General features: G+C 63.8%; 10 protein-coding genes. 5 read left to right on the top strand and 5 right to left on the bottom strand.

Annotated elements, in window-relative coordinates:
• Window positions 1–7: 7 nt before the first annotated feature.
• The 3 genes from NKH37_RS10715 to NKH37_RS10705 are packed head-to-tail and all read left to right on the top strand — an operon-like array spanning window position 8 to window position 2,919.
• A complete protein-coding gene (locus tag NKH37_RS10715; RefSeq protein WP_023718923.1) occupies window positions 8–847 on the top strand; it encodes a carbohydrate ABC transporter permease in 840 nt (279 codons plus the stop codon).
• Window positions 844–1,905 carry a Gfo/Idh/MocA family protein gene (locus tag NKH37_RS10710; protein ID WP_023718924.1) on the top strand — a complete coding sequence of 354 codons (1,062 nt, stop codon included), beginning with the start codon at window positions 844–846 and terminating at the stop codon, window positions 1,903–1,905. The genes NKH37_RS10715 and NKH37_RS10710 overlap by 4 nt, the downstream gene beginning before the upstream one ends.
• A 15-nt stretch (window positions 1,906–1,920) precedes the next feature.
• Window positions 1,921–2,919 carry an ABC transporter ATP-binding protein gene (locus NKH37_RS10705; protein ID WP_353006746.1) on the top strand — a complete coding sequence of 333 codons (999 nt, stop codon included), beginning with the start codon at window positions 1,921–1,923 and terminating at the stop codon, window positions 2,917–2,919.
• 41 nt (window positions 2,920–2,960) lie between these two features.
• Here NKH37_RS10705 and NKH37_RS10700 read toward each other — a convergent pair whose 3' ends face one another.
• From NKH37_RS10700 to NKH37_RS10680, 5 genes are all read right to left on the bottom strand, one after another.
• On the bottom strand, window positions 2,961–3,806 hold the full coding sequence (locus NKH37_RS10700; RefSeq protein WP_353006748.1) for a fumarylacetoacetate hydrolase family protein: 846 nt from the start codon (window positions 3,804–3,806) through the stop codon (window positions 2,961–2,963).
• Window positions 3,807–3,970: 164 nt separating this feature from the next.
• Window positions 3,971–4,702 carry an SDR family oxidoreductase gene (locus NKH37_RS10695; protein ID WP_352791479.1) on the bottom strand — a complete coding sequence of 244 codons (732 nt, stop codon included), beginning with the start codon at window positions 4,700–4,702 and terminating at the stop codon, window positions 3,971–3,973.
• A 178-nt stretch (window positions 4,703–4,880) separates the two neighbouring features.
• Window positions 4,881–7,253, bottom strand: coding sequence for an aldehyde dehydrogenase family protein (locus NKH37_RS10690; RefSeq protein WP_353006750.1), 2,373 nt, complete (start codon window positions 7,251–7,253; stop codon window positions 4,881–4,883).
• 13 nt (window positions 7,254–7,266) lie between these two features.
• Window positions 7,267–8,316, bottom strand: coding sequence for a deoxyribose-phosphate aldolase (gene deoC, locus NKH37_RS10685; protein WP_352846780.1), 1,050 nt, complete (start codon window positions 8,314–8,316; stop codon window positions 7,267–7,269).
• A 163-nt stretch (window positions 8,317–8,479) separates the two neighbouring features.
• A complete protein-coding gene (locus NKH37_RS10680; RefSeq protein ID WP_353006752.1) occupies window positions 8,480–9,307 on the bottom strand; it encodes a ferredoxin--NADP reductase in 828 nt (275 codons plus the stop codon).
• A gap of 216 nt (window positions 9,308–9,523) precedes the next feature.
• Between NKH37_RS10680 and NKH37_RS10675 the strand changes: the two genes are divergently transcribed.
• Both NKH37_RS10675 and NKH37_RS10670 read left to right on the top strand, forming a co-directional pair.
• A complete protein-coding gene (locus tag NKH37_RS10675; protein WP_353006755.1) occupies window positions 9,524–11,608 on the top strand; it encodes a hydantoinase/oxoprolinase family protein in 2,085 nt (694 codons plus the stop codon).
• Between the two features lies 1 nt (window position 11,609).
• Window positions 11,610–13,352 carry a hydantoinase B/oxoprolinase family protein gene (locus NKH37_RS10670; protein ID WP_353006757.1) on the top strand — a complete coding sequence of 581 codons (1,743 nt, stop codon included), beginning with the start codon at window positions 11,610–11,612 and terminating at the stop codon, window positions 13,350–13,352.
• Window positions 13,353–13,358 lie beyond the last annotated feature (6 nt).

The raw sequence follows: 13,358 nt of genomic DNA, 5'->3' as shown, positions 1-13,358 counted from the left end.
CGTGACCATGAGCACCGCAACCCGTTCGCTGCCCCGCACCATCGGCGCGCATGCGATCCTTCTGACCTACACCGCGATCGCGCTGTTTCCGGTGATCCTCGTGATCATGAATTCGTTCAAATCACGTGCCGGTATCTTCGGCGCGCCGCTGACGCCGCCGACGCCAGGGACCTTCGACTTGATCGGCTACACCACGGTGATCGGCCAGGGCGACTTCATCCACTATTTCCAGAATAGCCTTGTCGTCACCGTCGCCTCGCTGTTCTTCGTGCTTCTGTTCGGCGCCATGGCGGCTTTCGCGCTGTCGGAATACCGCTTCCGCGGCAATTCGCTGATGGGGCTTTACCTGGCGCTCGGCATCATGATCCCGATCCGCCTCGGCACCGTCGCCATCCTGCAGCTGATGGTGGCGAGCGGGCTGGTCAACACGCTGACGGCGCTGATCCTGGTCTACACGGCGCAAGGCCTGCCGCTCGCCGTCTTCATCCTGTCGGAATTCATGAAGCAAGTCTCCGACGATCTGAAGAATGCCGGCAGGATCGACGGCCTGTCCGAATACACCATCTTCTTCCGGCTGGTGCTGCCGCTTGTGCGGCCATCGATGGCGACGGTCGCGGTCTTCACCATGATCCCGATCTGGAACGACCTGTGGTTCCCGCTGATCCTGGCGCCGTCGGAGGAGACCAAGACGGTGACGCTCGGCGCGCAGCTGTTCCTCGGCCAGTTTGTCACCAACTGGAACGCCATTCTGGCCGCACTGTCGCTGGCGATCATGCCGGTGCTGATCCTCTACGTCATCTTCTCGCGGCAGCTGATCCGCGGCATCACTTCGGGAGCGGTCAAGTGAGTTCGCAAACACCCCTTCGCGTCGTCGTCGCCGGGCTCGGCAATATGGGGCGCAGCCATGCGCTGGCCTATCACACCAACCCGGGCTTCCAGATTACCGCACTGGTCAACCGCTCGGATGTGCCGCTGCCGGAAGGGCTTTCGAGCTATGGCATCCGGCGTTCATTCGACGAGGCGCTGCGTGACGAACGGCCTGACGTCGCCTGCATCGCCACCTATTCCGACAGCCATGCCGATTATGCGGTCAAGGCATTCGAGGCTGGCTGCCACGTCTTTGTCGAAAAGCCGCTGGCAACGACGGTCGCGGACGCAGAACGCGTCGTAGCCGCGGCCAAGGCCAACGGCAAGAAACTGGTGATCGGCTACATCCTGCGCCACCACCCGTCCTGGATCAGGCTGATCGCCGAGGCGCGGAAGCTCGGCGGCCCGTACGTGTTCCGCATGAATCTCAACCAGCAATCCTCCGGACACAGCTGGGAGACGCACAAGCAGCTGATGCAAACGACGTCGCCGATCGTCGACTGCGGCGTGCATTATCTCGACGTGATGCTGCAGATCACCGACGCCAGGCCGGTCGAGGTGCGCGGTATGGGGCTGCGGCTGAGCGACGAGATTGCGCCCACGATGTACAATTACGGCCACCTGCAGGTGCTGTTCGACGACGGTTCGGTCGGCTGGTACGAGGCCGGCTGGGGGCCGATGATTTCGGAGACGGCTTTCTTCGTCAAAGACGTGATCTCGCCCAACGGCTGCGTGTCGATCGTCATGAAGGAGGGCGTCAGGTCCGACGACATCGACACCCACACCAAGACCTCGACCATCCGCCTGCACAGTGCTGCAACCGGCGCGGACGGCAAGTTCGCCAAACCGGACGAGATGCTGTCGATGGAAGGCGAGCCCGGCCATCAGGACCTCTGTGACCTCGAACAGGCGTTTGTGCTGAAGGCGATCCGCGAGGACCTCGATCTTGGCCGCCACATGGACGACGCGGTGAAGTCGCTCGCCGTCTGCCTTGCCGCCGACGAGAGCGTGCGCAGCGGCCTCGCCGTGAAACTCTAGAACAGGGACGAAGCCGTGGGCTCGCTGAACATCGAGAACGTGAAAAAGGCCTTCGGGCCGGTCGAGGTGCTGAAGGGCATCAACCTCGAGGTGACGGATGGCGAGTTCGTCGTCTTCGTCGGTCCATCCGGCTGCGGAAAGTCGACGCTGCTCAGGGTCATTGCCGGGCTGGAGGACTCGACCTCGGGCCGCGTGGTCATCGACGGGGCGGACGTTTCCGCCACGCCGCCGGCCAAGCGCGGCATCGCCATGGTGTTCCAGACCTATGCGCTCTACCCGCATCTGACGGTGAAGAACAATATGGGCCTCGGCCTCAAGCAGGCGGGCACGCCGGCGGCCGAGATCGACCGCCGCATCGGCATCGCCTCGTCGATGCTGTCGCTGGAGCCCTACCTCGAAAGGCGCCCGGCCGAATTGTCCGGCGGCCAGCGTCAACGCGTCGCCATTGGCCGCGCCGTGGTGCGCGAACCCAAGCTTTTTCTGTTCGACGAGCCGCTGTCGAACCTCGATGCCGCACTGCGCGTCAACACCAGGCTGGAGATCGCCCAGCTGCACCGTCGGCTGAAGGCGACGATGATCTATGTCACCCACGACCAGGTCGAGGCGATGACGCTGGCCGACAAGATTGTGGTCCTCAACGCAGGCAAGATCGAGCAGATCGGCGGCCCGATGGAGCTTTACAATTCGCCGGCAAATGAATTCGTCGCCGGCTTCATCGGCTCACCGAAGATGAATTTCGTCGACGGCACCAGGCTTGGCGAAACGGCAAAGACCATCGGCGTCCGGCCCGAACATTTGACCGTCGATCCCAAATCCGGCGCCTGGAAAGGCACGGTCGTGCATGCCGAGCACCTCGGCGCCGACACCAACCTCTATCTCGACTGCGAGAAGGCCGGCTTGATCACCGTGCGCATTTTTGGCGTCTACAATGCCGAACCTGGTGCCACGCTCTACGCGACGCCGGATCCGGCGAAGACGTACCGGTTTGGAACTGATGGGAGGGTGATGAAGTAGCGCCTCCTTTCCTTCTCCCACATGGCGAGAAGGAAGAGCGCCTACGCGTCCGCTTTGAACGTCTGCTTCTGTACCCCCAACCCTTCGATGCCGAGTTCCACGACGTCGCCGGGCTTCAGGAACACCGGCGGCTTCATGCCGAGGCCGACGCCGGGCGGCGTGCCGGTCGAGATGATGTCGCCGGGGTGCAGCGACATGAACTGGCTGAGATAGGACACGAGATAAGCGACGCCGAAGACCATGGTGTTGGTCGAGCCGTTTTGCATCGTCTTGCCGTTGACCGTCAGCCACATCGGAATGTTCTGCGGGTCTTTGACCTCGTCCTTGGTCACCAGCCACGGACCGATCGGCCCGAACGTGTCGCAGCTCTTGCCCTTGGTCCACTGGCCCTGGCGCTCAGCCTGGAAGGCGCGCTCGGAGACGTCATGCGCGACGCAATAGCCGGCGATATAATCCAGCGCCTCGGCCTCGGTGACATACTTCGCTTTTCTGCCGATGACCACGCCGAGCTCGACCTCCCAGTCGGTCTTGACCGAGCCGCGCGGGATCAGCACGTCGTCATTCGGCCCGACAATAGCCGAGCTTGCCTTCATGAAGATGATCGGCTCCGGCGGCACGGTAGCGCCGGTCTCGGCGGCGTGGTCGGAATAGTTGAGACCGATGCAGATGAATTTGCCGGTGCCGGCGACGCAGGCGCCGATCCGCGGCTTGCCGGAAACCGCCGGCAGCGATTTCGGATCGAGCTTCGACAATGTTTCGAGCGATGCCGGGTCGATCGCCTTGCCGGCAATGTCGGTGACATGGGCGGAGAGGTCGCGGATCGTTCCATCCGCATCAAGGAGGCCAGGGCGTTCGCTCCCCGCCTCGCCATAGCGCAGCAGTTTCATGCAGTTTTTTCTCCCAGTTGCGACCAGAGGCCGTTTGCAAACTCGCTCCGCTGCGGCGAATGGCGTGGGTTTCGAGGACCGGAGCGGAGCGTACTTAAAGTACGTGAGCCTAGGCAAGCGCGGACGCCGCGCCAGGCGCCCGGCAGAATTGGATTTTCAGACTCCTAGATCGACCAGCCACCGTCGATATTATAGGCCTGCCCCGACGTATAGGTGGCACCGGCGAGATAGACGGCGAGGTCGGCGATTTCCTCGGGCGTGCCGAGCCGGCCCATCGGCTGACGGGCGATGAAGGCGGCGCGGGCTGCTTCGTAGTCGCCCTGCGCGTGCATGCGGTCGTGCAGCGACGGGCTTTCGACCGTGCCCGGGCAGATCGCATTGCAGCGTATGCCCTTGCCGACATAGTCGGCGGCAACCGATTTGGTCAGGCCGATAACGGCCGCCTTGGTCAGGCCGTAGACGAAACGGTTGGGCACGCCCTTGGTCGAGCTGGCCAGCGACGCCATGTTGATGATCGAGCCGTCGCCGCGCTCCAGCATGCCGGGCAGCACGGCGCGGATGGTGCGGATCATCGAGCGGACATTGAGATCATAGGCAAAGTCGAGATCGCCGTCCTTCATCTCGAGGATCGAGCCGGAATGGACGAAGCCGGCGCAGTTGAACAGCACGTCGACGACGCCGATCTCGGCAAAAGCGGCGTTCACCGCCTCGTCGTTTAGCACATCCAGCTTGCGGGTCTTGATACCGGGGGTCTTGCCGAGGTCGGCGAGCACCACTTCGTTGATGTCGGTGGCATGGACGACGGCGCCGGCCTTGGCGAAAGCCAGCGCACTTGCCCGGCCGATGCCTTGCGCCGCCGCCGTGACGACAACGACCTTGCCTGTCAGATCCGCCATGCTTTTCTCCTCGCCTGTCTGTGGTCGTTCGGCTTTTTACCGGCACAAGGCCGGGGCGCAATGTGCCAGAAGGGCGCTACCATCCCGCCTGTTTCGATATTCGCCCTGCCGGCCAAATGTTTTTTCTCGGTAAAGAACATCTTTTGGCCCGTCAAGCCCGGACGTCCCTCCGGGACACTCAGTCGCCGTAGGGCACCCAGACGTTCTTGACTTCGATCGCACGGCGCAGCAAGGCATCGCCGGCTGCTTCGCTCGACGCCCAGTCGAGGCTGTGGCCGTTGCCGGTCCAGACACGCTTGAGATTGCCGATGGACTCGGCCTCCGCCTTGGCACAGGTCTCGGCATCGGCGAACATCCAGAGCCCGTCGACATCGTCGTGCTTGGCGAGCACGCCGGCCAGCTCGGCGCTACGGCCCGTAACGATATTGATGGCGCCCGCCGGAACGTCGGAATATTCGATGACCTGGTAAAGGTCGGTGGCAAGCAGTGGATATCGTTCGGCCGGCACGGCGACCACGGTGTTGCCCATGGCGAGCGCCGGCGCAACCAGCGAGATCAGGCCGAGCAAAGGTGCGTTGTCCCACGCGACGATGCCGACGACGCCGACCGGTTCGTGCAGCGCCAATGTGACGGCGCGGGCCGGCGGCTGGTGGACGCGGCCCTCGAACTTGTCCGCAAGCCCGGCATAGAGGAACAGCCGCTCGATCGACAGCTCGACCTCTTCACCCGCCGCCTTGGCCGTCGCGCCGGTGAGCTGGGTCAGACGGGCGGCAAACTCGTCGGCGCGGCCGGACAGGTTTTCGGCCAGATAGTAAAGCACCTGGCTGCGATTGTAGGCGGTCGCTTCCGGCCAGGCCTTGCAGGCGCGCGCGGCCGCGACGGCGTCGCGGATATCCTTGCGGTTGCCGAGACCGACCTCGCCGGCGAGCTTGCCCTTGGCGCTGGCGACGGCAAGGGAATAATTGCCGTCCGGCCGGACCTGCTTACCGCCGATGAACAGCTTTGCCGTGCGGTCGATGGCATCGCCTTCCGGGCGCTCGATGGGCTGGGCAGTGGCCACAGCCGGTTTGATGATCGGGCCGAGCGGCAGTTTTGCCGAGAGATACTCGAACATGCCCTCGCGCCCGCCTTCGCGGCCGAAGCCGCTCTCGCGATAGCCGCCGAAGCCGCAGGCGGCGTCGAACATGTTGGTGCCGTTGACCCAGACGACGCCGGCCTTCAATTGCGGCGCGACGTGCAGCGCAAGATTGATGTTCTCGCTCCACACCGAGGCGGCCAGGCCATAGCGTGTGTTGTTGGCGAGCTCGACCGCTTCCTCGGTATTGCGGAAGGTCATGGTCGCCAGCACCGGCCCGAACACCTCTTCCTGGGCCAGAATGTTAGCCGGCGAAACACCTGTCGCCAGCGTTGGCAGATGGTAATAGCCCGAGGCGGGCAGTGCCGAGTCCGGCTGCCAGCATATCGCGCCCTGCTTGGCGCCTTCGGCAATCAGGCCCTTGACGCGGTCGAGTTGGGTCAAATCGACCAGCGGGCCGATATCGGTGTTCTTGTCGAGCGGGCTGCCGACGCGCAGCCGGCTCATCCGCGTCTTGACCTTGGCGATGAAGGCGTCGGCGATGCCTTCCTGCACCAGAAGGCGCGAGCCGGCACAGCAGACCTGGCCCTGGTTGAACCAGATGCCGTCGACCAGACCCTCGACGGCGCTGTCGAGATCGGCATCCTCGAAAACGACGAAGGCCGACTTGCCGCCAAGCTCCAGCGAAAGTTTCTTGCCCGAACCGGCGGTGGCCTTGCGGATGATCTTGCCGACCTCGGACGAACCGGTGAAGGCGATCTTCTGGATGCCGGGATGGTTGACGATTGCCCCACCCGCCTCCGGCCCGCCCTGGACGATGTTGACGACGCCCTTCGGCACGCCGGCGCGCTCGCAGATTTCGGCGAACAGGATCGCGGTGAGCGGCGTGAATTCCGCGGGTTTGAGCACCACAGTGCAGCCCGCAGCGAGCGCCGGCGCGATCTTCCAGGCCAGCATCAAAAGTGGGAAATTCCAGGGGATGATCTGGCCGACGACGCCGACGCCCTTATGGGCTGGAAAGTCCCTGTCCAGCGCCTGCGCCCAGCCGGCATGATGGATGAAATGACGGATCGCCAGCGGCACGTCGACGTCGCGGCTTTCGCGGATCGGCTTGCCGTTGTCGATCGATTCCAGCACCGCGAACAGCCGTTGGTGGCGCTGCATGGCGCGGCCGATGGCATAGAGCACTTTGGCGCGTTGATAACCGGTGCTGGCGCTCCATTTCGGCAGCGCTTTTGTGGCGGCCGAAACCGCCGCATCGATATCGGCAGCACCGGCATCCGAGACCTTGGCCAGCAGTTTGCCGGAGGCGGGATCGCTGGTGTCGAAGGTCTTTCCATTTGCAGCTGCTTTCCAGTCGCCGCCAATGAACAGGGCTTTCGAGAAATCACGGGTCGTCAGCCAGGCATCGGCCTCGTTGCGGGCCTCCGGCGCCGGGCCGTAATCCATGGCGTGATAGCGTTCGAGAATGTTCATGAAGCGCTCCGAATCACGCCATTGCGTGGCGATGATTGGCCGAGTAGTGGCCGGTCAGGTGATGCTCGAGCTGGCGCTCGATGTCGGTCAAAAGGCTCGATGCTCCGAAGCGGAACAGCTCCGGCTCCAACCAGGGCCGGCCCAGTTCTTCTTTCATCAGCACCAGCCAATCGAGCGAGGCTTTTGTCGTGGAAATGCCACCGGCCGGCTTGAAGCCGATGAGATAGCCGGTTTCCTCGAAATAGGCGCGGATGGCGCGCACCATTGCAAGGCCAACCGGCAGCGTCGCGTTGACGCTTTCCTTGCCGGTCGAGGTCTTGATGAAATCGGCACCCGCCATCATCGCCACCATCGAGGCGAGCATGACATTGCGCAGCGTGGCGAGGTCGCCTGTGCCGAGGATCACCTTCAAATGCGCCTCGCCGCAGGCGGCCCGCATCGAGACGATCTCGTTATAGAGCTCCTGCCATTTCGCCCCGAATACCAGACCGCGCGGAATGACGACGTCGATCTCGTCGGCGCCGTCCCGGACCGATGCTTCGATCTCCTGCAGACGTGTCGAAAGCGGGGCAAGGCCATGCGGGAAAGCCGTGGAAACGGCGGCGACACGGATGCCGCTGCCGCGCAGTGCTTCGACGGCAGTGGCGACGAAGGGATGATAGACGCAGACCGCCGCCGGGCGGATATTTTCGCCGGTAATGCCGAGCCCCTCGGCAATGTCGCGGCGGAATGGGTTGACCGCCTTGGCACAGAGCCGGCGCACGCGCTCTTCTGTGTCGTTCGAGTTCAGCGTCGTCAGGTCCATGCAGGCGACGGCACGCAGCAGCCAGGCAGCCTGGTTATCGGCCTTGATCGAGCGTCTTTTGGTCAGGCTGGCGACGCGGCGTTCCAGCGCCGAGCGGTTGACGCTGCGCATCGATTCCATGAAGCCAAGATCGAGCCTCATGCCGGGATTGCGAGCAATAGCATGGGCCTGCGGCATCGGCGCATTGGCGGCGGCGCGCGCCGGCAGCGGCGTGATCTTGGACGTGCCGAGATCGGTTTCGCGGATTGTGCTGCTCATCTCCTGCCCCTTGTTCAGCGACTTATGCCGAAGATAGACCGTGAAGCAGCGCTTCACGAGTCCTTCAGGCGGTCATAGCGGAAAAAGACAGTCAAGGCAGCCGATTTTTGACCGTCCGGTCAAAATCAGGGTCTCAAAGCAGTGGACGCTGAACTGCCGCGTCTCAGCCGACGAAGGCGCGCTCGACTACGAAGCTTGCCGGATGATGCAGCGAGCCTTCCTGGAAGTCGAGGCTTTCGGCCAGTTCCTTCACGTCTTTCAGCATATGCATCGAGCCGCAGATCATGATGCGATCGGTCTCGGGATTGAGCTTGTCGATGCCGAGATCGGTGTAGAATTTGCCCGAGCCGATCAGCGCGGTGATGCGGCCCATGCGTTCGGACGTCTCACGCGTCGTCGAATTATAGAGCGTGACGCGGCCGCCGGTCAGTTCGCCGATCAGCGGGTCGTTCTCCAGCGCGGCCACCAGCTCCTGGCCGTAGATGAGCTCGGCATTGTCGCGGCAGGTGTGGGTCAGCACGACTTCACCGAACTTCTCATAGGTGTCGGGATCGCGCAGCAGGCTGGCGAAGGGCGCAATGCCGGTGCCGGTCGAGATCATGAACAGGCGCTTGGCCGGCGTCAGCGCGTCGACCACCAGCGTGCCGGTCGACTTCTGCCGCATGATGACGGTATCGCCGATCTGGATCTTCTGCAGCTCCGAGGTAAGCGGGCCGTCCGGCACCTTGATCGAGAAGAATTCCAGCTCGTCGTCCCAGGACGGGCTGGCGATCGAATAGGCGCGGAACACCGGCTTCTCGGCATTGGGCAGGCCGATCATGACGAACTCGCCGGAGCGGAAGCGCAGCGACTGCGGCCGGGTGATGCGGAACGAAAACAGCCGGTCGGTATAGTGCTTCACCGAGACCACGGTTTCGGCATAGACATTGGCCGGTATCGGGAACTGCAACGGCCGGGCGCCGACGGTGCTGAACGCGGATGTGGTGTTCATCAAACCTAACCTTCTGGGCCAGCTCAGCGCCGGGCCAAATTATCACCTGCGCGCCCGAACCGGTCAGGTTCCTGCGTGCCCTTGCACACTCCGAAGCGGTAAGCTCTTGTGTCCGGAATTTATTAGTATACAAACGATATTTGCGTCAAGACGTCGCCGTAAAACAGCTTTCCAAACTGAGGCATGTAAGCAGTTCGGGCATTTCGGGTTTCGACAATGGAACAGAATTTTTCGGCGCAAGCTCTGGATTCGAGGGGCAGCGTCGTCGCCGGTATCGATGTCGGTGGCACCTTTACCGATCTGCTTCTGATCGACGGCCGTGATGGTGGCCGGGTGCATATCGCCAAGACCCCGACCACGGTCGACAACCAGGCTTTCGGCGTCGTTGCAGCTCTTGGTGCCACCGGCTTTCGCGTGGACGGCATCGACCTCATCGTGCACGGCACGACGACCACAACCAACGCGGTGCTGGAGCGCCGGCTGGCCAAAACCGGCATGATCACCACGCGCGGCTTTCGTGACGTCATCGAGCTTGGCCGGCGGACACGGCCGCAAGCCTATGGCATGACAGGCACCTTTGTGCCGATCATTCCGCGCAATCTGCGGCTCGAAGTGTCGGAGCGGGTCGAGGCCTCGGGCGCGGTGCGCATACCGCTCGACGAGGCCGAGATGCGGGCAGCGATTTCACAACTGATCGAAGCCGGCTGCGAATCGCTCGTCATCCATTTCCTGCATTCCTACGCCAACCCGGCGCATGAGCGGCGCGCGGCCGAGATCGGCGCCGAGCTTTGGCCGAACGGCTACATCACGACAGGCCATGCGCTGCTTTCGGAAGCGCGCGAATTCGAGCGCGGGGTGACCGCTTCGGTCAACGCCTCGGTGCAACCGATCCTCGAACGCTACGTCGAACGGCTGCGCAAGGAGCTGGCGTCAAAAGGCTACGCCCGCGACTTCCTGATCATGAACGGCAATGGCGGCATGATCTCGGCCCGCTTTGTCACACGTGAATCGGCCAAGACCGTTATGTCCGGCCCCGCCTCCGGCGTCATTGCCGCGGCCTATACCGGCAAGCGCGCCGGCTTCGAAAACCTGGTCACCTACGACATGGGCGGCACCTCGACCGACGTGGCGCTGATCCGCAATGCCGAACCGGCGGTGTCGAACGAGATCGAGATCGAATATGCGATGCCGATCCATGTGCCGATGGTGGCGGTGCATACAGTCGGCGCCGGCGGCGGCTCGATCGCCCGCGTCGATGCAGCCGGCCTGATCCAGATCGGCCCGGAAAGCGCCGGCGCCAATCCCGGGCCGATCTGCTACGGCCGCGGCGGCTTGGAGCCGACCATCACCGACGCCAATCTGGTGCTCGGCCGGCTGGCGCCGAAGAAGCTGCTGGCGGTCGAGAACCCAGTCACCGTCGAGCATGTCACGGGCATATTCGAGGACAGGATCGGGCGACCTACCGGCCTGTCCGGCGTCGAGGCGGCGGGTGCGGTGCTGCGGCTGGGCAACATGAAGATGGCGGGCGCCATCCGCATGGTCTCGGTGTCGCGCGGTCACGACCCGCGCGATTTCGCGCTGTTCGCCTTCGGCGGCGCCGGGCCGCTGCATGCGACCGCCCTGGCGCGCGAGCTCGGCCTGCCGCGGGTGCTGGTGCCGGCGCGGCCGGGCATTACCAATGCGCTCGGCTGCGTCGTCGCCGATCTGCGCCATGACTTCGTCAACACGGTCAACCAGCCGGTGGCGGGGCTCGATGAAGCCCAGCTCCAAGCTATATTGGAACGGCACCGAAACGAAGGCGAAGAGTTGATCGGCAAGGAAGCGGTGAAGCCGGAGACGATCCGCGTCACGCATTCCGCCGACATGCAGTTCGTCGGCCAGACGCATATTATTAACGTGCCGCTGCCGTCGTCTGCGGTGACGCGCGAGGTCCTGCAGCAACTGTTCGAGAAGGCCTATTTCGCCCGCTTCAAGGTCGAGCTGCCGGAAATCCGCGCCAATCTGGTCAATCTCAACACCTCGGTGACCGGCGTGCGGCCGGCGATCGATCTGTCGCGGCTGATCGATCCGGCTGGCCGCGCCAAAACGCTCGAAGAGGCGCGGCGCGAGATCCGGCCGGTCTGGTATGGCGGGCGCTGGTACGACACGCCGGTCTACAGTAGGGAAAAGTTGCCGCTCGACCCCATCATCGAAGGCCCGGCGATCCTCGAACAGATGGATGCCACAACCGTGCTCGAGCCCGGCGACCGGGCGCGCTCGGATGCCGACGGCAACATTATCATCGACATTGGTGAGGCCTGAGATGCAAAAGCTCGACGCCATCACCCTTTCGGTCCTCCAGGCGGCGCTGCAGCAGGTCTGTGACGAGATGGACCTGACGTTTTCGCGCGCCGCTTTCTCGCCCGTCATCGCCGAGGCCAATGACCGCTCCGACGGCATCTATTCGGCAGTCGATGGTTCGCTGATCGCGCAAGGCAGCCAGGGCCTGCCGGTGTTCGTCGGCGTCATGCAGTATTCGACCAAAACGGTGATCGAGATGATCGCCGACGGACGCTGCCTGCCGCCCGAGCCGGGCGATATCTACATCGTCAACGATCCCTATCTCGGCGGCACCCATCTGATGGATGTGCGCTTCGCCATGCCGGTCTATCGCGACGGCAAGATATTCTGCTGGCTGTCGAACACCGGCCATTGGCCCGACATTGGCGGTTCGGTGCCGGGCGGCTTCTCCGCCTCGGCGACTGCGGTGGAGCAGGAAGGCTTGCGGCTGCCGCCGGTGAAATTGTTCAAGAAGGGCGTGCTCGACCCTGAGATCTACGCCATCATCTGCTCGAACATCAGGGTTGCCGACCAGCGCATCGGCGACATCCGCGCGCAAGCGGCAGCACTGCTGATCGGCCAGGACCGGCTCAACGGCATTTTGGATCGTTACGGAGACGAAACGGTCGTCGAAGCAATCGCCGAATTGCGGCGCCGGGCCGCTGAACAGATGCGTGCCAACATCGCGGCAATTCCCGATGGCATCTACCGGTCGCAGGCCTTCGTCGATTCCGATGGGGTGGTGAACGAGCCGCTGACCATTGCGCTTGCCGTCGAGAAAAAAGGCGACACGCTCCGCTTCGACTTCTCAGGCTCGTCAAAACCCTGCGCCGGGCCGATGAACAGCGTGCTGGCGACGACCTTGTCCTCGGTCTACCTCGCCATGCGCCACATTTTCCCCGACGTGCCGATCAGCGCCGGCGCCTTCGAGCCGCTCATCGTCAAGCGGCCAGAAGGCACCTTCCTCGATGCCAAATATCCGCGGCCGGTATCGGGCTGCGCGGCCGAGGTTTCGCAGCGCATCGCCGAGGCGGTGTTCGCGGCCATGGTGCAGGCGCTGCCGGACAGGGTGACTGCGGCTCCCGCCGGCTCCAGCGGCAATTTCGCGCTCGGCGGCAACGATCCGCTCCGTGGCCGCGACTACGTCATGTACCAGATATCCGGCGGCGGCTATGGCGGCAATGCCGATCATGATGGCCTGACCAATGGCTGCTCGACCATCGGCATTTCCAAATCGCCGCCGGTCGAGATCATGGAACAGGCTTTCCCTGTGCTCTATCGCCACTATGCGTTGCGCGAAGGCTCGGGCGGCGCCGGCAAGCATCGCGGCGGTTTTGGGCTCGCTTATGAGGTCGAGATCCTGCGTGGCGACGCCCGCGCCTCCTTCGTCATGGACCATGGCCGTTTCGGCCCGCAAGGCGCGCTCGGCGGCAAGGACGGCGCGGTCAACACGGTGACCGTGTTCCGCGACGGTGAGGCGCATGTGCCGCCGCACCTCTCCAAGGAACAGGACATCACGCTGAGGGCCGGCGACCGCGTGCGCGTTGGCACGCCGGGCGGCGGCGGCTACGGCAATCCCTGGCAGCGTGATCCGGAATTGGTCGCTCGGGATATCGCCCTAGGCTATTACACACCCGCAGAAGCCGGCGAAAAGTTCGGCGTCGCGCTGTCGGCGAACGGGTTGGCGATTGACCAGGCAGCGACCGAAAAGAAGCGCGCCGGCTGACGATGC

Source organism: Mesorhizobium sp. M1217 (assembly GCF_040318275.1).
Taxonomy (GTDB): Bacteria; Pseudomonadota; Alphaproteobacteria; order Rhizobiales; family Rhizobiaceae; genus Mesorhizobium.
Note: the sequence above shows the minus strand (reverse complement) of the source record. Positions and strands in the feature narration are given on the sequence as shown.

Excerpts from the sequence above, each read along its gene's own strand:
- NKH37_RS10715 (WP_023718923.1), top strand. The coding sequence starts at position 8 with ATGAGCACCGCAACCCGTTCGCTGCCCCGCACCATCGGCGCGCATGCG.
- NKH37_RS10700 (WP_353006748.1), bottom strand. The coding sequence starts at position 3,806 with ATGAAACTGCTGCGCTATGGCGAGGCGGGGAGCGAACGCCCTGGCCTC.
- NKH37_RS10695 (WP_352791479.1), bottom strand. The coding sequence starts at position 4,702 with ATGGCGGATCTGACAGGCAAGGTCGTTGTCGTCACGGCGGCGGCGCAA.
- NKH37_RS10690 (WP_353006750.1), bottom strand. The coding sequence starts at position 7,253 with ATGAACATTCTCGAACGCTATCACGCCATGGATTACGGCCCGGCGCCG.
- deoC (WP_352846780.1), bottom strand. The coding sequence starts at position 8,316 with ATGAGCAGCACAATCCGCGAAACCGATCTCGGCACGTCCAAGATCACG.
- NKH37_RS10680 (WP_353006752.1), bottom strand. The coding sequence starts at position 9,307 with ATGAACACCACATCCGCGTTCAGCACCGTCGGCGCCCGGCCGTTGCAG.
- NKH37_RS10675 (WP_353006755.1), top strand. The coding sequence starts at position 9,524 with ATGGAACAGAATTTTTCGGCGCAAGCTCTGGATTCGAGGGGCAGCGTC.
- NKH37_RS10670 (WP_353006757.1), top strand. The coding sequence starts at position 11,610 with ATGCAAAAGCTCGACGCCATCACCCTTTCGGTCCTCCAGGCGGCGCTG.